The sequence below is a fragment of the Micromonospora sp. NBRC 110009 genome (assembly GCF_030518795.1).
In the GTDB taxonomy this organism is placed as follows: domain Bacteria; phylum Actinomycetota; class Actinomycetes; order Mycobacteriales; family Micromonosporaceae; genus Micromonospora.
The window spans coordinates 6,896,466-6,915,806 of the sequence record NZ_CP130427.1 but is presented as its reverse complement, the minus strand read 5'-3'; the positions used below and the strand labels follow the sequence as shown (position 1 = coordinate 6,915,806).

The following is a 19,341-nucleotide window of genomic DNA, read 5'->3' as shown; positions in this document are numbered from 1 at the left end:
TCAGGCCGTCGGCCGCTCGCGCTTGGGCAGCTTCGCCACCACCGCGTCGTACGACCCGTCGAGCGCCTCGCGCAGCTCGTCGTCGGGGATGCCGCCGTCGAGCCGCAGCGTGTTCCAGCCGGACCGGCCGATGTAGGGGGAGGGGCGGGCATCGGCGGGGAACCTGTGCAGCCACTCGTCGGCCACCTCCCGCGACGGGCCGCACTTGATGCCCACCCGCGCCTCGCCGTCCGGGGCGCCGAGGAAGGCGAAGATCTTGCTGCCCACCTTGACCACCTCGTCGCCCTCCCACGGCTGGTCCAGCCAGGCGCCCGGCTTGGCCAGGCAGTAGTCCCGCATCTGCTCGCGCGTCATCCCGTCCTCCGCTGTCGGTTGCCGGCCCAGTCTCGCGGGTGCCTCCGACAGGTTGCCGACCCGCCGGCCGTTCACCGCCGGTCGTGGCCCGCGCGCCGCCGTGGTGACCGTGCTCGTCAGTCGCCGGTGCCGGTGCGCACGGTCAGCCGCTCGTAGCGCTGCCGGGCCGCCTGGGCGCTGCCCAGCCCCAGCCCGAAGGCGATCGCCTGCCAGGTCATGCCCCGGCCGCGGGCCGCCTGCAACAGGCCCGCCTCCAGCGCGTCCACCTCGGCCCGGACGTGCGGGATGAGGGTCAGCGCGGCCATCAGATCGGCCTGGTCGACCGGCTCCTCGCCCGCCGCCAGCTCGGCCCCGCCGGCCAGGGCCATCACCAGCGTCGCCGCCTCGTAGGCGTCCGGTACGTCGGGGTGGGCGTAGCGCCTGCGCCGGGCATCGGTGCCCGCGTGCCGCTCGGCGATCCGCAGCAGCGCCGCGTAGTTGCGGTGGGCCCGGGCCTGGGCCGCGTCCGGAGCGGTGAACGGGTCGTTGTCCAGCTTGTCCATGTCCTTCATGAGACGCCTTTGAACATTGCTTTGTCAACACTGCGTTGAAAGCAATTCGTGCTCACCTTCGCGGCGCCGGATAGGCTGCTTCCCGTGACCGGCACCGACCTCGCCACCCTGGCCGACCTGCTCGCCGGGCCGGTGGTGTCCGCCGCCCAGGGAATGCTCGGCTGCCACCTCACCGGCAATGGCGTCACCGTGCGGATCACCGAGGTGGAGGCGTACGCCGGCACGGCCGGGGATCCGGCGTCGCACGCCCACCGGGGCCGCACCCCGCGCAACGCGGTGATGTTCGGCCCGGCCGGGCACGCCTACGTCTACTTCACCTACGGCATGCACTGGTGCGTCAACGTCGTCACCGGGCCGGCCGGCGAGGCGTCGGCCGTGCTGCTCCGGGCCGGCGAGGTGGTCGACGGCCTCGACCTCGCCCGGTCCCGCCGCCCCGCCGTACGCCGGGACGTCGACCTGGCCCGCGGCCCGGCCCGGCTCTGCGCGGCGCTCGGCATCGACCGCTCGGTCTACGGCGCGGACCTGCTCGGCGACGGTCCGGTCCGGCTGCGACCGGCGCGCGAACCGCTGCCGGAGGAGTCCGTCGCGGCCGGCCCCCGGGTCGGCGTCACCGGCGCGCACGACGTGCCGTGGCGGTTCTGGGTCGCCGGCGACCCGACGGTCAGCGCGTACCGCCGGCACGTGCCCCGCGCCCGCCGCTGACCGGTCCCGCTTGCGGCCACCGGCGGCCTGGTGAGGTGGGCCACCCGAGCCGGGGCCGGCGCCGGAATAGTTGACTCGTCAAATATGTTGTCTGGTGCGATCCGGGCCGCCCGGTCCGGACGTCACCCGAGGAGCCGGTCATGCAGTTCGGAGTCTTCACCGTCGGCGACGTCACGGTCGATCCGACCAACGGGCGGCTGCCGTCCGAGGGTGAGCGGATCAAGGCCATGGTGACCATCGCGCTGAAGGCCGAGGAGGTCGGGCTCGACGTCTTCGCCACCGGTGAGCACCACAACCCGCCGTTCGTGCCGTCGTCGCCCACCACCATGCTGGGCTACGTCGCCGCCCGCACCGAGCGGCTGCTGCTCTCCACCTCGACGACGCTGATCACCACCAACGACCCGGTGAAGATCGCCGAGGACTACGCCATGCTCCAGCACCTGGCCGACGGCCGGGTCGACCTCATGATGGGGCGCGGCAACACCGGACCGGTCTACCCGTGGTTCGGGCAGGACATCCGCAACGGCATCCCGCTCGCCATCGAGAACTACGACCTGCTGCGCCGGCTCTGGCGGGAGGACGTGGTCGACTGGAAGGGGCGGTTCCGCACCCCGCTGCAGTCGTTCACCTCGACCCCGCGGCCGCTGGACGGCGTCCCGCCGTTCGTCTGGCACGGCTCGATCCGCAGCCCGGAGATCGCCGAGCAGGCCGCTTACTACGGCGACGGCTTCTTCGCCAACCACATCTTCTGGCCCAAGGAGCACACCCAGCGGATGGTCGGCCTCTACCGGCAGCGCTTCGAGCACTACGGTCACGGCTCCGCCGACCAGGCCATCGTCGGGCTCGGCGGGCAGGTCTTCATGCGGAAGAACTCCCAGGACGCGGTCCGCGAGTTCCGGCCGTACTTCGACAACGCCCCGGTCTACGGGCACGGGCCGTCGCTGGAGGAGTTCACCCGGGAGACGCCGCTCACCGTGGGCAGCCCGCAGCAGGTCATCGACCGCACCCTGGGCTTCCGTGAGTACGTCGGCGACTACCAGCGCCAGCTCTTCCTGATCGACCACGCCGGGCTGCCGCTGAAGAGCGTCCTGGAACAGCTCGACCTGCTCGGCGAGGAGGTCGTCCCGGTGCTCCGCAAGGAGTTCGACTCGCTGCGGCCGGCGCACGTGCCCGAGGCGCCGACGCACGCCAGCCTCAAGGCGGCCCGGGAGGCCGCGAGCGGCGCCGAGGAGGCCCGATGACCCGGCGCACCCTGGCCGTGGTCTCGGCCGGCCTCGGCCAGCCCTCCTCGACCCGGCTCCTCGCCGACCAGCTCGCCGCGGCCACCCGCGACGAGCTGGTCCGGCGCGGCGCCGAGGTGGAGGTCCGCCCGGTGGAGCTGCGCGAGCACGCCCACGACGTGGTGAACCACCTGCTCACCGGCTTCCCGTCGGCGGCCCTGCGGGAGGCGCTGGACACGGTTGCCGGTGCGGACGGCCTGGTGGCCGTCACCCCGATCTTCAACGCCTCCTACAACGGCCTGTTCAAGTCGTTCTTCGACGTGGTCGACCGGGACGCCCTCACCGACCGCCCGGTGCTCATCGGCGCGACCGGCGGCACCGCCCGGCACTCGCTGGCCCTGGAGCACGCGGTCCGGCCGATGTTCGCCCACCTGCGGGCGGTGGTCCTGCCGACTGCCGTCTTCGCCGCACCGGAGGACTGGGCCGGCGACGGCGCCGAGAGCGGCCTGCGCAACCGGATCCGGCGGGCCGGCGCCGAGCTGGCCGAGCAGATCGACCGCCGGCCGCCCGCCGCCGGCCCGGCCGATCCCTTCGCCCTCACCACCAGCTTCGAGGACCTGCTCGCCGGCCGCGACCCCGCCTGACCCCGGCGGCGGGTCAGTCGGCCGGCTCGTACGGGTGGGCCACCAGCACCGGGCAGTGGGCGTGCTGGACCAGGGCCTGGCTGACCGAGCCGAGCAGCAGCCCGGCGAACCCGCCCCGACCGCGCGAGCCGACCACCACCAGGGCCGCCTCCCCGCTCGCCGCGACGAGCGCCTGCTCCGGGGACTCGCCCCGGACCGGCCGCTCGACCACGGTCAGCAGCGGGTGGTCCGACCGGATCGCGGCGGCGGCCGCGGCCAGCAGCTCGGCCGATTCGGCCTGCCCGGCGGCGGTGGCTTCGGCCGCCGCGTCCGGCGCCACCGCGCCCCGCTCCGGCGTCCGGACGTGCAGCAGCACCAGGTCGGTGTCGCGGCGTGCCGCCTCGTCGGCGGCGAGCCGGACGGCGTGCGCGGCCGACTCGGAGCCGTCCACCCCGGCCAGCACCGGCCCGTCCACCGGGATCGGCTGCTCGGCGGGGCGCACCACCAGGACGGGGCAGTGCCCGTGCTGGGCCACCTGCCCGCTGACCGAGCCGAGCAGCAGCCCGGCGAAGCCGCCCACCCCGCGACTGCCCACCACCACGAGGTCGGACCGGCGGGACTCCTCGACCAGGGCGGCGCCCGGGCCGCCGGCCACCTGGCGGACCTCCACCCGCAGGGACGGGTGCCGGTCGGTCAGGTCGGCGGCCACCTGTTCGAGCATCTTCTGCGCCTCCTCGGTGGGCGCCGGCACCCCCAGGTCGTACGGGTTGAGCGGCACGCCGTAGCCGAGCGGGTGCAGGTAGCCGTGCACCAGGTGCAGCGGCCGGGACCGGGCGACGGCGGCCCGCGCGGCGTGCTCGGCGGCGGTCAGGCTGGACGGCGATCCGTCGACGCCCGCCACGACAGGTCGGTACATCGGTATCCTCTCCGGTCGACTCAGGCCATTCTCGACGGCGACGCCCCACTCGGACCGCATTTGCCCCGACCCTCCGGCTCCGACACCTCGGTGGGCCCGCGCTGCCGTCCCGATGCCGCCGCAGGCAGGGCGAACCGGACCGCCGTCCGCGCCGGCCGGGGAGGGCCCGGCGCGGCGCTGTCCCCGGGGGTTCAGTCGGCGTCCCGCCCCCGGCGGTGCCGGACGATGGCCAGCGGGCTGCGCGCGTGGTGCAGCACCGTGTGGCTGACCGAGCCGAGCAGCAGCCCGCCGAGGCTGCCCCGGCCGTGCGCGCCGACCACGGTCAGCTGCGCGTCGGTGGACTCCTCGACCAGGGTCCGGGCCGGGGCGCCGGCCACCAGCCGCTGCCGGACCGGGACGTCCGGGTAGCGCTCGGCCCAGCCGGCCACCGCTTCGGCGAGCACCCGCTCCTCCTCGGCGCGCAACTCCGCCGGGTCGTACGCCAGCGGCACGATGTCGCCCGGGCCGACGGGGGCCGGGTAGAGCCAGGCGTGCACGGCCACGAGGTCGGTGCCGCGCTGCGCCGCCTCGGCGAAGGCGAAACCGGTCGCCTCCCGGGACAGTGCGGAGCCGTCCACCCCGACCACGACCGGGCCGTCGGCGCGCGGCTCACCGCGGACCACCAGCACCGGGCAGCCGGCCCGGGCGGAGAGCTGCACGGCCGCCGAGCCGACCAGCAGCTCGGCGAACCCGCCCAGGCCACGGTGGCCGAGCACCAGCAGCGCGGCGTCGCGGCTCTCCCGGAGCAGCGCGGCGACGGCGCCGCCGTCGAGCACCGCCCCGGTCACCGGGAGTTCGCTGTCGATCTTGCGGGCCTCGCCGACGGCCTCCTCGACCAGTCGCTCGGCCTCCTGCCGCAGCTCGGCGTCGGGCAGCGCGGCCGCGACCGGGCCGAGCGGGGTGCCGAGCAGCGGCCACCGGAACGCGTGCACCACCCGCAGCGGCCGGTGCCGGGCCGCCGCCTCCCGAGCGGCCACCCGGACCGCGTCCAGGGCTGAGGGGGAGCCGTCCACGCCCACCACGACGGGGGCACCGGATCTGTCGGTCATCACGTCCTCCTTCGTCCACCTCCAGCCTTCGCCGGCCGCCGGTCGGCCGGCAGAGGCGTTGCACCCGCGCCACCCGGGACCAACGGCCCTGACGGTCCGGGCCCGCGCGAGGTCGAGTTGGGACGATCGACAAGGAGGTGAGCGTGGTGGACCGGCTCCAGGCCGCCCGGGTCCGCCTGCGCGACCGGTACGGCTAGTCGAGCGCGCTGCCGCCCACCGGCTGATTGCCGTCGGTCCGCCGCACGACCAGCTCGTCGACCTCCAGCCGACCGATGCGCAGGTCCTTGATGACCGCCCGCCGGATGGCCAGGCGGCCGATCAGCAGCCTGCCGACAGCCACCGCGCCGAGCGCCGCCGCGGCGAGCGCCAGCGGCGCGGCCGCCGTCGGGCCCAACGCGCGCGGGCCGGCCACCCTCGGGCCGATGACGGAGGTACGCACCGGGGGTGCCGGGCTCCGCCAGCGCTGACGCATCGTGTTCATCCGACGATCCTCCGATTCCACCCGGTCCGTCCGGGGCCGGTCCGGGCACCGGTCCACCGCCCGAGTGACGTGGCCCGTTCCCGCTCGGGGCCCGCCCAGCGCGGCACCCGCCAGGCGCCACCGCAACGACGGTGACGCCCGGCCGCGGGCGGTCCAGCGCTCGGCGGGACGGACGCGGGGCCAGCGGTCCCGAGTTTGTCGGCGGGTCCGCGTATCCTCCGGCGGTGACCAGTAAGGTGCGGCTCCGCCCGGTGCGCGACGACGACCTGCCCGCGTTCTTCGCCCACGAGCAGGACCCGCAGGCCAACTGGATGGCCGCGTTCGGCCCGAAGGACCCGACCGACCGGGCCGCCTTCGACGACCACTGGACCCGGATCCGGGCCGACCCGCGGATCGTCTCCCGCACCGTGACGGTCGACGGCGAGGTGGTCGGGCGCGTGGCCGCGTTCCCGGTGGGGGAGCGCACCGAGGTGAGCTACTGGATCGACCCGCGCCGCTGGGGCCGGGGGCACGCGACCGCCGCGCTCGCCGCGCTGCTGCGCGAGCTGCCGCAGCGGCCGGTGCACGCCCGGGCCGCCAAGGACAACGCCGCCTCCCTCGCCGTGCTCCGCAAGTGCGGCTTCGTCGTGGTCGGCGAGGACTCCGGGTACGCCAACGGCCGCGGCGCCGAGGTCGAGGAGTACGTGCTGGAGCTGGCCGCCTAACGGGTCCGACCGGCGGCCAGCGCGTCGGCCAGGGCCGAGCGCCAGTCCGCCAGCGGCCGCAGGTTCGCCGCGCGCCAGCGGTCGTGCCCCAGGACGCTGTACGCCGGACGGGGCGCGGGCCGCCGGTAGCGGTCGCTGGTGGTCGGCCGGACGCGGTCCGGGTCGAGGCCGCGCAGGGCGAACACGGCGCGGGCCAGGCCGTACCAGGTCGTCTCGCCCGAGGCGGTGCCGTGGTAGACGCCGGGGGCGGCGTGGCCGGCCAGCGCCGCGTCGGCCAGCGCGACGAGCTGCTCCGCCAGCCGGTACGACCAGGTGGGTTGCCCCCGCTGGTCGTCCACCACGTCGAGCGACTCGCGTTCCTCGGCCAGCCGCAGCATGGTCGCGACGAAGTTGGGTCCGTGCTCGCCGTAGAGCCACGCCGTGCGCACGACGTAGCCCGTGTCGGGCAGCAGCTTGCGGACGGCGAGCTCCCCGGCGAGCTTGCTGCGCCCGTACGCGTTCACCGGGGAGGTGATGGCGTCCTCCGGGTACGGTTCGGTGGCGTCGCCGGCGAAGACGTAGTCGGTGGAGACCTGGATCATCCGGGCGCCCGTGGCGGCGCAGGCCCGGGCCAGCTGGGCGACCGCGTCGCCGTTCACGGCGGTGGCCCCCTCCTCGTCCGCCTCGGCCCCGTCCACGTCGGTCCATGCCGCGGTGTTGAGCACCAGGTCGTGCCCGGCGACGGCGGCCTGCACCGCGTCCGGGTCGGTGATGTCGAGGTCGGCGCGCGTGGTGGCCCGGACCGACAGGTCGCCCCGGGCGCGCAGCACGGCCGACAGGTCCCGCCCGAGCATGCCGCCCGCGCCGGTGACCAGCAGGCGGGTCATGCCCCCACCGGCGCGGCGCCCGCCTTCAACGGCTCCCACCAGGCCCGGTTCTCCCGGTACCACTGCACGGTCTGCGCCAGGCCGCGCTCCAGGTCGATGCTCGGCGCGTAGCCCAGCTCCTCGGCGATCTTGCTGATGTCCAGCGAGTAGCGGCGGTCGTGGCCCTTGCGGTCGGCGACCGGCACCACCCGGTCCCATCCGGCGCCGCAGGCCGCCAGCAGCCGGGCGGTGAGCTCCCGGTTGGTCAGCTCCGTGCCGCCGCCGATGTGGTAGACCTCCCCGGCGCGGCCCTTCTCCTGGACGAGGGCGATCCCGACGCAGTGGTCGTGCACGTGCAGCCAGTCCCGGATGTTGCCGCCATCGCCGTAGAGCGGCACGGTGCCGCCGTCGAGCAGGTTGGTGACGAACAGCGGGATGACCTTCTCCGGAAACTGGTACGGCCCGTAGTTGTTCGAGCAGCGGGTGACCACCAGGTCCATGCCGTGCGTGCGGTGGTACGCCAGCGCCAGCAGGTCGGAGCCGGCCTTCGAGGCCGAGTACGGCGAGTTCGGCGACAGCGGCCAGCTCTCCGTCCAGGAGCCCTCCTCGATCGAGCCGTACACCTCGTCGGTGGAGACGTGCACGAACCGCTGCGTGCCGTGCCGCAGGGCGGCGTCGAGGAGGGTCTGGGTGCCGAGCACGTTGGTGACGACGAACGGTGCGGCACCCGCGATGGAGCGGTCCACGTGGGACTCCGCGGCGAAGTGGACGATCACGTCCTGGTCGGCGACGACCTCGTCGACGAGGGCGGCGTCGCAGATGTCGCCCGGCACGAACCGCAGCCGTCGGTCGTCCCGCGCCGGCGCCAGGTTCTGCGGGTTGCCGGAGTAGGTCAGCTTGTCCAGCACCGTGACGGCGGTCGGCTCGACCTGCGGGTCCGTCGGGTCGGTGCTGCCCGGCGCGCCCAGCAGCATGCGCACGTACTCCGACCCGATGAAGCCGGCGCCGCCGGTGACCAGGATCCTCATGGGTGGCTGCCTTCCGTCGAGGCGGGGGTCGTCGCGGAGTTCCGGCCGGCCGACAGGGATCGGCAGGTCGGGTGGTCCGGAAGCTGTCCCGCCGCCCGCGCCTCGGCCAGGGTCGGCGCCGCGGCGTCCCGCGCCGACAGCAGTGGTGCCCCGGTCGGCCAGCTGATCGCCAGCTCCGGGTCGAGCGGGTGCACGGCGTGCTCGGCGGCGGGGTTGTAGGTGGTGGAGCAGAGGTAGCTGAGGGTGGCGTCGTCGGTCAGCGCGCAGAAGCCGTGCCCCAGGCCCTCGCTCAGGTAGACCGCGCGGCGGTCGTCGTCGTCGAGGCGGACCGCCTCCCACTGCCCGAAGGTGGGCGAGCCCACCCGGACGTCCACCACCACGTCGATGACCGCCCCCCGGACGCACGTCACGTACTTGGCCTGGCCGGGGGGCACGTCGGCGAAGTGGATGCCACGGACGACGCCGCGCGCGGAGATCGAGAGGTTGGCCTGGGCGAGGTGCAGCGGATGGCCGACCGCGGCGGCGAGCCGGTCGAAGCGGTACCACTCCAGGAACAGCCCGCGCGGATCGCCGTGCTGCTGCGGGCTGATCTCCCAGGCCCCGTCGATGCTCAACGGCCGGATCTTCATCGGCGCACCTCCCGGCCGTGCGGCTGGTCCAGCAGGCCGAGCAGGTAGTCGCCGTATCCGCTCCTGGTCAGTGGCGCGGCCAACGTGCGCAGCTGGTCGTCGTCGATCAGGCCGGCCCGCCAGACGACCTCCTCGACGCACCCGATCTTCATGCCCTGGCGCTCCTCGATGACCCGGACGAACTCGGCGGCCTGCATCATCGAGGTGAAGGTACCGGTGTCCAGCCAGGCGGTGCCCCGGTCCAGCACCGTCACGGACAACTCGCCCAGCTCCCGATAGATCTCGTTCACCGCGGTGATCTCCAGCTCGCCCCGGGCGCTGGGGGTGAGCTTGCGGGCGAAGTCGACCACGCGGTTGTCGTAGAAGTACAACCCGGGCACGGCGTAGCGGGACTTCGGCCGCGCCGGCTTCTCCTCGATCGAGAGCACCCTGCCGTCGGCGTCGAAGTCGACCACCCCGTACGCCTCGGGGTTCGCCACCTGGTACGCGAAGATCCGGCCGCCGACCAGCTCGCCGTGACCGGCGAGCTGCCGGCCCAGACCGACGCCGTGGAAGATGTTGTCGCCGAGCACCAGGGCCACGGACTCGGCCCCGATGAAGTCGGCGCCGACGAGGAATGCCTGTGCGATTCCCTCCGGGCGTGGCTGCACGGCGTACTCCAGCCGCAGCCCCAGTTGGGTGCCGTCACCGAACACGCGGCGGAACTGGACCTGATCCTCGGGCGTGGTGATCATCAGGATTTCCCGGACGCCCGCCATGATCAATGTGGACAGCGGGTAGTAGATCATCGGCTTGTCGAAGATCGGCATGAGTTGTTTGGACACCGCACGGGTGATCGGCCACAGCCGCGTTCCGGTGCCGCCGGCGAGAAGAATTCCGCGCATGGCGGGAGGTTACCGGCCGGGAAGCGTCACCCGGGGGCCGGCAACCGAACGATTCTGACAACGTCCAAAAGTCTCTCACCGCGGCCTCGTTCGGGTGGCCGGAACAACTGGACGGGCCATTGTGAAACGCCGGTCCGGTATACCGTTCCGCGCCGGTCAGCCGGTGCGTTGTCGGCAATTCGACTTTAGCTCAGAAATACCGAAAACGATGCTGGCGCAGTGACTCCATGGTCAGCATGCTCGTACCTCAGTCGGTCCCGTCTACGCCTCCGGGAAGGGGCTTCCGGACGCGCAGTCTTCGCGGGTACCGCACCAACTTGAGCCGGCCGACAAGCCGCAGGGGCGTGGCTGGTCGGCCTGTGTACGTGGGGCGGTGTGCATTGGTAGAAGTCGCGCAGGTCATTGACGACACGGCCAGGCGGCAGGGTGAGCGGGCGCCGACCGGCCCGCCGGTCACTTCACCGCGGACTGGTTGGCAGTCCCGTTACGTGGCCACCCTGTGCCTGGTCGACCTCATGGTCAGTGCCGGGTCGGCCGTGGTGGCGCTGAGCCTTCGATTCGGCCCGGCGACGGCGGAGCCGTACAACCGTGGCTATCTCTGGCTCACTCTTGCCCTGCCGTTCGCCTGGGTGCTGGCGCTCACCCTCAACCGAGCGTATGAATCGCGACATTTATTCGTGGGAAATGATGAGTACGCCCGGGTCTTCCAAACCGGTCTCGCCGTTACCGCCACGTTGGCGGTCGTCTCCCTCGCGTTCGATTTCCGACTCGCCAGAGGCTACGTGATCATCGCGATGCCACTGATCACCGTCGCCGGCGTCGCGATGCGCTACCTGGTCCGCCAGCAGCTGCACCGGTCGTGGGCCCGCGGTGAGCGGCTGCACCGGGTGATCCTGGTCGGGCACGAGCTCGCCGTCGCCGAGATGACCAGGCGGCTGCGCCGCGAGTGCTACCACGGGCTCGGCGTGGTGGGCGTCTGCCTCCCGCACCCGCCGGCGGGGAACGCGGAGCCGCGCGACGGCGGACTGCCGCCGATTCTCGGCACCTTCGCAGACGTTCCGGCGGCCGTCACGGGCGCGGGCGCGGACACGGTCGTCGTGCTCTCCTGTCCCGAGATGGCGGGAGCCGCCCTGCGCCGGTTGGGATGGCAACTCGAACGCGACGACGTCGACCTGATCGTCGCCAGCAACCTCGTGGACGTGGCCGGCGACCGCACCACCGTCCGACCCGTCGACGGCCTGCCGATGCTGCACGTCGAGCACCCCCGGTTGAAGGGCGGCCGGCGGGTCGTCAAGTCGGTCTTCGACCGGGTGTCGGCGCTCCTGCTGCTGATCCTCGCCGCGCCCGTGCTGCTCGCGATCGCCGGGCTGGTCCGGGTGAGTCCGGGTGCCGGTGGTCCCGCCATCTTCCGCCAGGTGCGGGTGGGCAAGAACGGCCGGCCGTTCCGCATCTACAAGTTCCGGACGATGTACGTGGACGCCGAGGAACGCCTGGCGGAACTGCTCGACCGCAACGAGACCGACGGCGAGCTGTTCAAGATGCGCCAGGACCCCCGGGTGACCCCGGTCGGGCGCTGGCTGCGCCGGCTGTCGCTGGACGAGGTCCCGCAGCTCGTCAACGTGCTCAAGGGCGACATGTCGCTGGTCGGACCACGGCCGCCGCTGCCCCGTGAGGTGGCCAACTATCCGTCCGACATGCGCCGGCGGCTGGTGGTCAAGCCGGGCCTGACCGGGCTGTGGCAGGTCTCCGGCCGGTCCGATCTGTCCTGGGAGGAGTCCATCCGGCTCGACCTGTCGTACGTGGAGAACTGGTCGCTGACCATGGACCTGGCGATCCTGGTCCGCACGCTGAGCGCCGTCGTCCGCAGCTCCGGAGCCTACTGACCGCGCCGCACCCTGTCGTCGCACGACCGGCGGACGCGCTGCCGGTCGCGTCCCGATCCGTCTGGAGGAACGCATGGACACCGGGTTCACCGAACCGGTGGATACCACTGGGCCCAAGCTCACCGTCATCGGCACCGGCTACCTGGGGGCCACCCACGCGGTGTGCATGGCCGCCCTCGGCTACCAGGTGCTCGGCGTCGACGTCGACGCGAGCAAGATCGAGCGGCTGGCCGGCGGCGAGGTGCCCTTCTTCGAACCCGGGCTGCCCGAGTTGCTGGTCAAGGCGCTGGACTCGGGTCGGCTGCGCTTCACCACCTCGCTGGCGGAGGCGGCCGACTTCGGCGACGTCCACTTCCTCTGCGTGGGCACCCCGCAGCGGGCCGGCTCGTACGCGGCCGACCTGCGGCATGTCGAGGCGGCGCTGGTCACGTTGGCCCGCGGCCTGCACCGGCGCGCGCTGGTCGTCGGCAAGTCCACGGTTCCGGTCGGCACCGCCGCCCGCCTCACCGACCTGATGCACGCCGTCGCGCCGGCCGGCGACAGCGTGGAACTGGCCTGGAACCCCGAGTTCCTCCGCGAGGGCTTCGCCGTCGACGACACCATGCGGCCGGACCGGTTGGTGTTCGGCGTCACCTCCCGGTGGGCCGAGCGACGCCTGCGCGAGGTCTTCGCTCCGGTGATCGACCAGGGCTGCCCGGTGCTGGTGACGGATCCGCAGACCGCGGAGCTGGTCAAGGTCGCGGCGAACGGCTTCCTGGCCACCAAGATCTCGTACATCAACGCCATGGCCGAGGTGTGCGAGGCCAGCGGCGCCGACGTCCACGACCTGGCCACCGCGCTGGGGCTCGACGAGCGGATCGGCAGCCGGTTCCTGCGCCCCGGGCTGGGCTTCGGTGGCGGGTGCCTGCCCAAGGACATCCGCGCCTTCATGCACCGGGCCGAGGAGCTGGGCGTGGGACAGGCGGTGGCCTTCCTCCGCGAGGTGGACGGGATCAACCAGCGCCGCCGGGGGCGCATGGTGGACCTGGTCCGCGAACTCGCCGGCGGGGACCTGCGCGGGGTACGGGTGGCGGCCCTGGGCGCGGCGTTCAAGCCGAACTCCGACGACATCCGGGACGCGCCCGCGCTCGACGTCGCGAGCGCCCTGCACCAGGCGGGGGCGCGGGTCCGGGTCTTCGACCCGGTCGCCATGGCCAACGCCCGCCGGGCGTATCCGGCGCTCGAGTACGGTGACAGCGCCTTCGACGTGGCGACCGGCGCGGACGTGGTGGTGCTGCTGACCGAGTGGTCGCAGTTCCGGGAGATCGACCCGGCGGCGCTGGGCACGGTGGTGGCCAGGCCGCGGATCGTCGACGGCCGGCACGCCCTGGACCCGGCCCGATGGCGCGCGGCGGGTTGGGAGTACCGGGCCCTTGGCCGCCCGTGAAGCCCCGGAGCGTACCGACGGCTGGGCCCGGCCGTCCGAACGGTGCCGACGGGCAACCATGGGTCCACATGTGCAGACGGCTAACCGACACCGGCCGCGGTTCACCTTTCCTCCGGGAGCGGGCACGATGAACCGCGGCGAGAACGGCGTTGTCCCGGGAAAGGCGACCGATGCAGATCTCCGTTGTCCGTCCGAGTGAGCTCGGCGCGGCCGAGGTCGCCGAGTGGCGGCAGATGCAGGAGTCCCAGCCGAGGCTGCAGAATCCCTTCCTCGCCCCGGAATTCACCCTCGCGGTCGGTCGTAGCCGGCCCACCGCCCGGGTGGCGGTGCTCCAGGACGGCCCGGAGATCGTCGGCTTCTTCCCCCACGAGGTGCGGCATCGGGTCATCGGGGTGCCGATCGGCGCCGGCATCTCCGACTGTCAGGGCCTGGTGCACCGCCCCGGCCTGGACTGGGATCCGATCCGGCTGTTGAAGGCGTGCGGGCTGGCCGTGTGGGAGTTCGACCATCTGCTGGCCGAACAGGCGCCCTTCGCGCCGTACCAGGCTCGGGTGGCCGGGTCACCCATCATCGACCTGTCCAAGGGTTACCAGAGCTACGTCGACGACCGGATGACCGACGGGAACCTGATCCGGCAGGCGCTGCGCAAGCAGCGCCGCATGGTGCGCGAGCTCGGCGAGGAGCGGTTCGAGTGGGCGGACCGCAGCGAGGACGCGCTGCTCGCGCTGCGGCGCTGGAAGTCGGCCCAGTACCGCCGGACGCAGCAGTACGACCGGTTCCGGACGCCGTGGATCCAGGCGGTGCTGGAGGAGCTGTCCCAGTCCTCCGCCGACTGCCGGGCCGTGGTCTCCACGCTCTACGCCGGAGACCAGCCCGTCGCCGCCCATCTCGGGCTGCGGAGCCGGTCGGTGCTCGCCTACTGGTTCCCCGCGTACGACGTCGACCTCGCGCGGCACTCGGCCGGCATCCTGCTCTGCCTCCGGATGGCCGAGGCCGGTGCGGCCGACGGGATCGAGCAGATCGACCTCGGCAAGTCCGAGGCGCTCTACAAGAACCGGCTGACGAACGACGAGGTGCCGGTGGCCGAGGGGCGCGTCGGCCGGTCGTGGGCGGTGGCCGGCGCGCGGCGGGCACAATCCGCGCTGGCGCACTCCGTGCGCACCGGCGCCGTCGGGGCTCGACTCCGCAGCGGCGGGACGGGCCGACTCCTGCGCGGTCTCCGCGCCCGCCTGCACGAGCGGTGACAGGCGGCATTTCATGGCTGGGAGCACCTGATGAGCCTTTCCGAGGTAAGGGTTGCCGTCGTTGTGGTGACCTACAACAGCGAGCGGCTGCTGCCTGATCTCCTCGCGGCGTTGGGCCCGGGGCTGGGCGCGTTGTCCTGGCACCTCACGGTCGCCGACAACGCCTCCGCCGACGGCACCGTGGCCACCCTGCGCCGCCTGGCCCCCGCGGCGACCGTGGTCGAGATGGGGCGCAACGCGGGCTACGCCGCCGGTATCAACGCGGCGGTCGCCGCGGCACCGCCGCACGCCGCGGTGCTCGTGCTCAACCCCGACGTCCGGCTCCGGCCGGGCTGCGTCGAGACCCTGCTGGCCGCCCTCGCCACGACCGGCACCGGCATCGCGGTGCCGCACATCGTGGACGGTGCCGGCGCGCTCATCCCCACGCTGCGCCGCGAACCCACCATCCTCCGCGCCCTCGGCGACGCCGTTCTCGGCGCCCGGAGAGCCGGCCGTTACGCCGTCATCGGCGAGGTGGTGACCGACGACCGCCGGTACGCCCGGGAAACGGTCACCGACTGGGCCGAGGGCTCCACGATGCTGATCAGTCGAGAGTGTTGGCAGCGGTGCGGGCCGTGGGACGAATCCTTCTTCCTCTACTCGGAGGAGACCGACTTCGCCCTGCGGGCCCGGGACGCGGGCCTCGTCACGCGCTTCGTACCCGAGGCCCGCGCCGTGCACCTGGAGGGTGACTCCCGGCACTCCCCGAGGCTGTGGGCGCTGCTCACCCTCAATCGCGTACGCCTCTACCGTCGCCGGCACGGCCTGCCGCGCACCGCCGCCTACTGGTTCGTGCTCCTGGCGCGGGAGGCCAGCCGCGCCCTGCTGGGCCGGCAGACCAGCCGGGCGGCGGCGCGGGACCTGCTCAGGCCCGCGAAGATCCGGGAGGTGCCGGGGCCGGCGACCGTGCACTCCGCGGGCTGACGCCGGCTACCGCCAGCGCTTGGCCACGCTCACCAGCTCGCCCCGGATCCGTCGGGGCCAGTCGCGGCTCGCCCCGACGGCCGCCCGCAGGGTGGCGGGCGTGTCGTCGCGGCGGACGCTGAACCTCGGCTGCAGCCACGCCGCCGGCCGGGCCGGCCGGCGGTCACTGGTGAAGACCGCGGTGTAGCCCAGTCGCCGGAGTTCGCCGAGCGCCCGCCGGTCGTACTGCCCGCGCGGGCAGGCGGCCGTCGTGACGTCCCGCTGGACCACCTCGGCGAGGCGGTCCCGGGCCGCCACGAGCTCGTCGTACGTGGTCTGCTGGTCCATCCCCCGCCACGAGCGGTGGTGCATTCCGTGCGTGCCGATCGTCATGCCGTGGCCCCGCAGTTCCCGTACGTCGTCCGCGTCCAGGCTGCCGGGCGTGCCGAGGCGCCCCGCCAGGACGAAGAACTCGGCCGAGAGGCCGCGGGCGGTGAGCCCGGGCAGGCCGATCCGCACGTCGGAGAGGTTGCCGTCGTCGAAGCTGATCCGCACCGACGGCCAGGTGAGCAGGTCGTCCAGGATGGCGTGGAACTGGTCCGGCCGGATCCAGTAGCGCTCCTCGCCGGGCTCGAGATCCCGGCGCGGCTCGCCGATGCCGTGGAAGCAGATGTTGACGGTGGTGCCGGTCGGCACGTGCCTACCGTTGGACTCGGGCATGCGCCTCTTCCTGTCGGGATGAGTCGTCGCGCGCCCAACCGGCGGCACCCTCGCCGTGCCCCCGGGCGGACAGCGCGGCGAAAACCGTGATCGCCACGTAGCAGAGCGCGGCCGGGGCGAGCCAGGGCCGGGGGAGGACCACGTCCCGGAGCCAGGAGAGGCGGGCCGCGGGGCGGACGCGGGCCCCGACCCGGCCCTGGTCGGCGGCGGCACGGATGGCCGAGTTGCCGCCGCGGACCCGGCTCAGCCGGCGTACCAGGTCCCGGGTGCGGCGCGGGGTCGCCACCCGCGAGCTCACCGTGTCGACCTGCCGCTTCTCGTCCGCCGCGAAGAGCGAGTCGAGGAAGAGGTCGTCGGCCACGAGCGCCGGGAACCGGTCGAAGCGACGCCGGCCGGCCTCGGACAGTCCGATCACGCCGCGCCCGAAGAGACCGTCCCGGAAGACGGGCAGGTGGCGGTGGATGCTGAAGTAGGCGCGGACCAGCAGCGGCCGGCCGGTCAGGTCGAGCTCCCGGCGGACCGTCGCGGCCAGGTGCGGTCCGGCCAGCGCCGCGGCGACGGCCCGTGCCCCCTGCGTCGAGAGCACGACGTCGGCGTCGAGATAGATCCGGGGGAATCCGCGCGTGGCGTCGTCTCCCGCGTTGAGGGCGGCCGGCTTGCCGGCCTCGGCGAGCTCGACGACCCGTACCCCCGGCCGGGCGGCGGCGAGGGCGGCGGTCTCGTCGGTGCAGCCGTTGGCGACGACGGTGACCTCGAACTCGCCGGGCGCGGCCTCGGCCAGCAGGGCGTCGAGGCAGCGGCCGATGACGGCGCGCTCGTTGTGGGCGGCGATGACGATGCTGGTCACCGCGCCGATACCCGGGCCTCGGTCGCCGCCGACGGCTGCTGCTCGGCCGGCGCGGCGTCGCCCGCCGGCGACGTGGCCGGTCCGGCCGCCACGCCGGCGGGGGAGGCGGGCGCCGCAACGCCGTGGGGCAGTCGCTTGGCGAGGAGCCGGCGCCACACCGCGACGTAGGCGTCGGCCTGGTGCTCCCAGGCGAGGGTCTCCCGGAAGCGGGCCAGCCCGACGGCCCGCATCTGCGCCCGGCGGGCAGGATCGTCCAGCAGTTCGTCGATGGCCTCGGCGAACTCCTCCGGCGCGCCGGTGGGGACGTAGGCGCCGGCGTCACCCACGCTGCGGCGGGTCTCGAGGAGGTCCACCGCCACGACCGGCACGCCGCGGCCGAGGTACTCGACGGTCTTGGCCATGGTGGACAGCTGGTTCATCCGGGTCGGCAGGTCGGGCTGGATCGCGACCGTCGCGGTGCGCAGCAGGTCGTCCACGGCCCCGCCGTCGAGCCAGCCGGTGAACTCCACGACGTCCGTCAGGCCCCGGTCCGTGGCGAGGCTGGTCAGCGCCGGCATGCTCTCACCGTCGCCGGCGAGCACCAGGCGCCAACCGGCACGCCCGCGGCGACGGGCCAGCTGCTCGGCGGCCAGCACGGCTCCCTCCACGTTGTCCTGCGGACCGAAGACACCGAGATAGACCACCTTCTGGTCGCCCTGCTGACCATCCGCCGGCTCGGTGGTTTCGCCCGGCTCGGCGATCTCCCCCCGGGTCGGACCGTTGCGGACCACCGTCACCCGTTCCGGCGCGACGCCCCGACGTACGGCGTTGTCCTTGAACGACTCGTTGGTGGCGACGACCTCGGTGGCCGTCCGCAGGGTCAGCCACTCGAAGGCCCGGAGGACCCGGAAGGCCCACTTGTTCGGGGTGCCGACGCGGGACGCGTAGACCTCGGGGCAGAGGTCGTGGTGGTCGAAGACCCACGGGCGGCCCAGGGACCGCAGCAGCAGCGCCAGCGGCCAGTAGACATCGGGCGGGTTGCACACCTGCACCGCGTGCGCCCGTCCACTGAGCAGCTCGGCCAGCAGCCGGACGGCGATGCAGAGAAACGACCAGCCGAACTCGACGCCGTACGAAAGTACCCCGTGGCCGTAGACAAAAACCGGATAGGGGCGTAGCCGAGTGTTTCGACTGCCCGGCAAAGTGCGCAGTTTTTTGTCGCCACGGGGCGCGATGACGGTGACGTCGAAGCCATTTGCCTCCAGGCTCAGGCATTCCCTGATGACTCGGCGATCGCGCTCGGCGGGAAGGTTGGCCACGAGGATGGTGATATGGGGCCGGGAATTGTTCACGTCCGGGTCACCTCGGTTCACGTACGAGCTGATTCCCTGCGTACGCTTCCCGCCGCTGATTACGGAAACAATCAACCGTTGGGTTGCCCGGCGTGTCGGGATGTTTACAGAGGGCTCATCGAATGATCTCGCTCGTTGGCCCTGGCCTGCGGCGACGCCGGCGACCCCGGTGCGGACCCGGGGTCACCGGGTGGCGCGAACCGAGCGGCGACCGGCGCGGCGGCGGATGACCTCGTCGGTCCAGAGTGTCACCGCCAGGGTCGCGAGGACGCCGAGCAGCCCGGCGCCGACCAGCGCCCGCGACGGCGAGTGCGGCTGCAGCGTCGCGCTCGGCGGGACGAGGACGGCGGTGGTGATGCGCAACTGCCGAGCCACCTTCCACCGGTCCTGCAAGCTCTTGAGCTCCTGGTCGAAGGCCTCCCGGAGGACGGCGAGCGCGCGCAGCCCACTCTCCTCGTCGGACGCGACCGTGGTCATGGTCATCGAGCCGATCACGTACCGGGGCTCCTGGTTGGTGCCGGTGTTGCGGGGCTGGAAGGCGTACGGTCCGGTCACTCCCGCCGTCCGCAGGCGAGCCTTCGCGTCGGGCGTGCTCAGCCGCTGCGCCACCGCCGCTCCGGTGATCGAGATCGACGGGTAGAGCCCGGTCATCGGGTTGGGCGCGTACGTCGAGACCGGCGGCTGCATCACGACGACCTCGGAGGCGAGGTAACGCGGCGTGACCTGGGTCGCGCCCAGGCCGGCCAGCGCGGTGACCACCAGGCCGGCGACGACCAGATACCACCGCCGACGGAGCGTCGCGAAGACATCAGACAAATACACGCCTTCGGGTCCTTTCTGGTCCGCTCGCCGCTTATGCTGTGGGACACCTCAGGCGTGGAGGATGCCACGGGGCATGGACGAATGCAGCAAGCAACTCGACC

Annotated in this window: 21 protein-coding genes; 8 read left to right on the top strand and 13 right to left on the bottom strand. The window is 73.3% G+C overall.

From position 1 onward, the window contains the following. Together Q2K19_RS32585 and Q2K19_RS32580 are read right to left on the bottom strand one after the other, a co-directional pair. On the bottom strand, positions 1-354 hold the full coding sequence (locus Q2K19_RS32585; RefSeq protein WP_302766252.1) for an MmcQ/YjbR family DNA-binding protein: 354 nt from the start codon (positions 352-354) through the stop codon (positions 1-3). 116 nt (positions 355-470) lie between these two features. Beyond that, positions 471-905, bottom strand: a complete 435-nt coding sequence (locus tag Q2K19_RS32580; protein WP_302766250.1) for a DNA-binding protein — start codon at positions 903-905, stop codon at positions 471-473. A gap of 75 nt (positions 906-980) precedes the next feature. Here Q2K19_RS32580 and Q2K19_RS32575 point away from each other — a divergent pair, with 75 nt between their 5' ends. The 3 genes from Q2K19_RS32575 (at position 981) to Q2K19_RS32565 (ending at position 3,471) form a co-directional block, all read left to right on the top strand. After that, positions 981-1,607, top strand: coding sequence for a DNA-3-methyladenine glycosylase (locus Q2K19_RS32575; RefSeq protein ID WP_446839775.1), 627 nt, complete (start codon positions 981-983; stop codon positions 1,605-1,607). Between the two features lie 140 nt (positions 1,608-1,747). Then, complete coding sequence (locus Q2K19_RS32570; protein ID WP_302766243.1) at positions 1,748-2,848, top strand: LLM class flavin-dependent oxidoreductase; 1,101 nt, start codon at positions 1,748-1,750, stop codon at positions 2,846-2,848. After that, positions 2,845-3,471 carry an FMN reductase gene (locus tag Q2K19_RS32565; RefSeq protein ID WP_302766241.1) on the top strand — a complete coding sequence of 209 codons (627 nt, stop codon included), beginning with the start codon at positions 2,845-2,847 and terminating at the stop codon, positions 3,469-3,471. The genes Q2K19_RS32570 and Q2K19_RS32565 overlap by 4 nt, the downstream gene beginning before the upstream one ends. Before the next feature lie 13 nt (positions 3,472-3,484). On the opposite strand, the gene Q2K19_RS32560 is transcribed toward Q2K19_RS32565, so the two are convergent. From Q2K19_RS32560 to Q2K19_RS32550, 3 genes are all read right to left on the bottom strand, one after another. Then, positions 3,485-4,372: a universal stress protein gene (locus tag Q2K19_RS32560; RefSeq protein ID WP_302772877.1), complete on the bottom strand. Its 888-nt coding sequence runs from the start codon at positions 4,370-4,372 to the stop codon at positions 3,485-3,487. 185 nt (positions 4,373-4,557) lie between these two features. Beyond that, positions 4,558-5,454 (bottom strand): universal stress protein, encoded by an 897-nt coding sequence (locus Q2K19_RS32555; protein WP_302766239.1) that lies wholly within the window; start codon positions 5,452-5,454, stop codon positions 4,558-4,560. A gap of 193 nt (positions 5,455-5,647) precedes the next feature. Further along, the gene (locus Q2K19_RS32550) at positions 5,648-5,935 is read right to left on the bottom strand and encodes a hypothetical protein (protein WP_302766237.1); all 288 of its coding nucleotides are present in this window, start codon (positions 5,933-5,935) and stop codon (positions 5,648-5,650) included. A gap of 224 nt (positions 5,936-6,159) precedes the next feature. On the opposite strand from Q2K19_RS32550, the gene Q2K19_RS32545 reads away from it, so the two are divergent. Then, the gene (locus Q2K19_RS32545) at positions 6,160-6,639 is read left to right on the top strand and encodes a GNAT family N-acetyltransferase (RefSeq protein ID WP_302766235.1); all 480 of its coding nucleotides are present in this window, start codon (positions 6,160-6,162) and stop codon (positions 6,637-6,639) included. Here the strand turns inward: Q2K19_RS32545 and rfbD are convergent. From rfbD to rfbA, 4 genes are read right to left on the bottom strand one after another with little or no spacing between them, the layout of a single operon-like run. Continuing rightward, positions 6,636-7,505, bottom strand: a complete 870-nt coding sequence (gene rfbD, locus Q2K19_RS32540; protein ID WP_302766234.1) for a dTDP-4-dehydrorhamnose reductase — start codon at positions 7,503-7,505, stop codon at positions 6,636-6,638. The genes Q2K19_RS32545 and rfbD overlap by 4 nt on opposite strands. Continuing rightward, positions 7,502-8,512, bottom strand: coding sequence for a dTDP-glucose 4,6-dehydratase (rfbB, locus tag Q2K19_RS32535; RefSeq protein ID WP_302766233.1), 1,011 nt, complete (start codon positions 8,510-8,512; stop codon positions 7,502-7,504). Before rfbB ends, rfbD begins: the two co-directional genes overlap by 4 nt. Beyond that, positions 8,509-9,141, bottom strand: coding sequence for a dTDP-4-dehydrorhamnose 3,5-epimerase (rfbC, locus tag Q2K19_RS32530; RefSeq protein WP_302766230.1), 633 nt, complete (start codon positions 9,139-9,141; stop codon positions 8,509-8,511). Before rfbC ends, rfbB begins: the two co-directional genes overlap by 4 nt. Beyond that, entirely contained in the window at positions 9,138-10,025 is an 888-nt protein-coding gene (gene rfbA, locus Q2K19_RS32525) for a glucose-1-phosphate thymidylyltransferase RfbA (protein ID WP_302766228.1), read from the bottom strand. The genes rfbC and rfbA overlap by 4 nt, the downstream gene beginning before the upstream one ends. A gap of 488 nt (positions 10,026-10,513) precedes the next feature. Here rfbA and Q2K19_RS32520 point away from each other — a divergent pair, with 488 nt between their 5' ends. From Q2K19_RS32520 to Q2K19_RS32505, 4 genes are all read left to right on the top strand, one after another. After that, positions 10,514-11,908: a sugar transferase gene (locus Q2K19_RS32520; RefSeq protein ID WP_368046122.1), complete on the top strand. Its 1,395-nt coding sequence runs from the start codon at positions 10,514-10,516 to the stop codon at positions 11,906-11,908. A 73-nt stretch (positions 11,909-11,981) separates the two neighbouring features. Continuing rightward, positions 11,982-13,334, top strand: a complete 1,353-nt coding sequence (locus Q2K19_RS32515) for a UDP-glucose dehydrogenase family protein (RefSeq protein WP_302766226.1) — start codon at positions 11,982-11,984, stop codon at positions 13,332-13,334. Between the two features lie 170 nt (positions 13,335-13,504). Continuing rightward, on the top strand, positions 13,505-14,578 hold the full coding sequence (locus Q2K19_RS32510; RefSeq protein ID WP_302766225.1) for a GNAT family N-acetyltransferase: 1,074 nt from the start codon (positions 13,505-13,507) through the stop codon (positions 14,576-14,578). A 30-nt stretch (positions 14,579-14,608) separates the two neighbouring features. Further along, positions 14,609-15,541, top strand: coding sequence for a glycosyltransferase (locus tag Q2K19_RS32505; protein ID WP_302766222.1), 933 nt, complete (start codon positions 14,609-14,611; stop codon positions 15,539-15,541). A 6-nt stretch (positions 15,542-15,547) separates the two neighbouring features. Here Q2K19_RS32505 and Q2K19_RS32500 read toward each other — a convergent pair whose 3' ends face one another. The 4 genes from Q2K19_RS32500 to Q2K19_RS32485 form a co-directional block, all read right to left on the bottom strand. Next, on the bottom strand, positions 15,548-16,240 hold the full coding sequence (locus Q2K19_RS32500; RefSeq protein ID WP_302766220.1) for a polysaccharide deacetylase family protein: 693 nt from the start codon (positions 16,238-16,240) through the stop codon (positions 15,548-15,550). Beyond that, positions 16,221-17,087 (bottom strand): glycosyltransferase family 2 protein, encoded by an 867-nt coding sequence (locus Q2K19_RS32495; RefSeq protein WP_302766219.1) that lies wholly within the window; start codon positions 17,085-17,087, stop codon positions 16,221-16,223. The genes Q2K19_RS32500 and Q2K19_RS32495 overlap by 20 nt, the downstream gene beginning before the upstream one ends. Then, positions 17,084-18,418, bottom strand: a complete 1,335-nt coding sequence (locus tag Q2K19_RS32490) for a glycosyltransferase family 4 protein (RefSeq protein ID WP_302766218.1) — start codon at positions 18,416-18,418, stop codon at positions 17,084-17,086. Before Q2K19_RS32490 ends, Q2K19_RS32495 begins: the two co-directional genes overlap by 4 nt. Positions 18,419-18,601: 183 nt before the next feature. Next, complete coding sequence (locus Q2K19_RS32485) at positions 18,602-19,240, bottom strand: hypothetical protein (RefSeq protein WP_302766216.1); 639 nt, start codon at positions 19,238-19,240, stop codon at positions 18,602-18,604. Positions 19,241-19,341 lie beyond the last annotated feature (101 nt).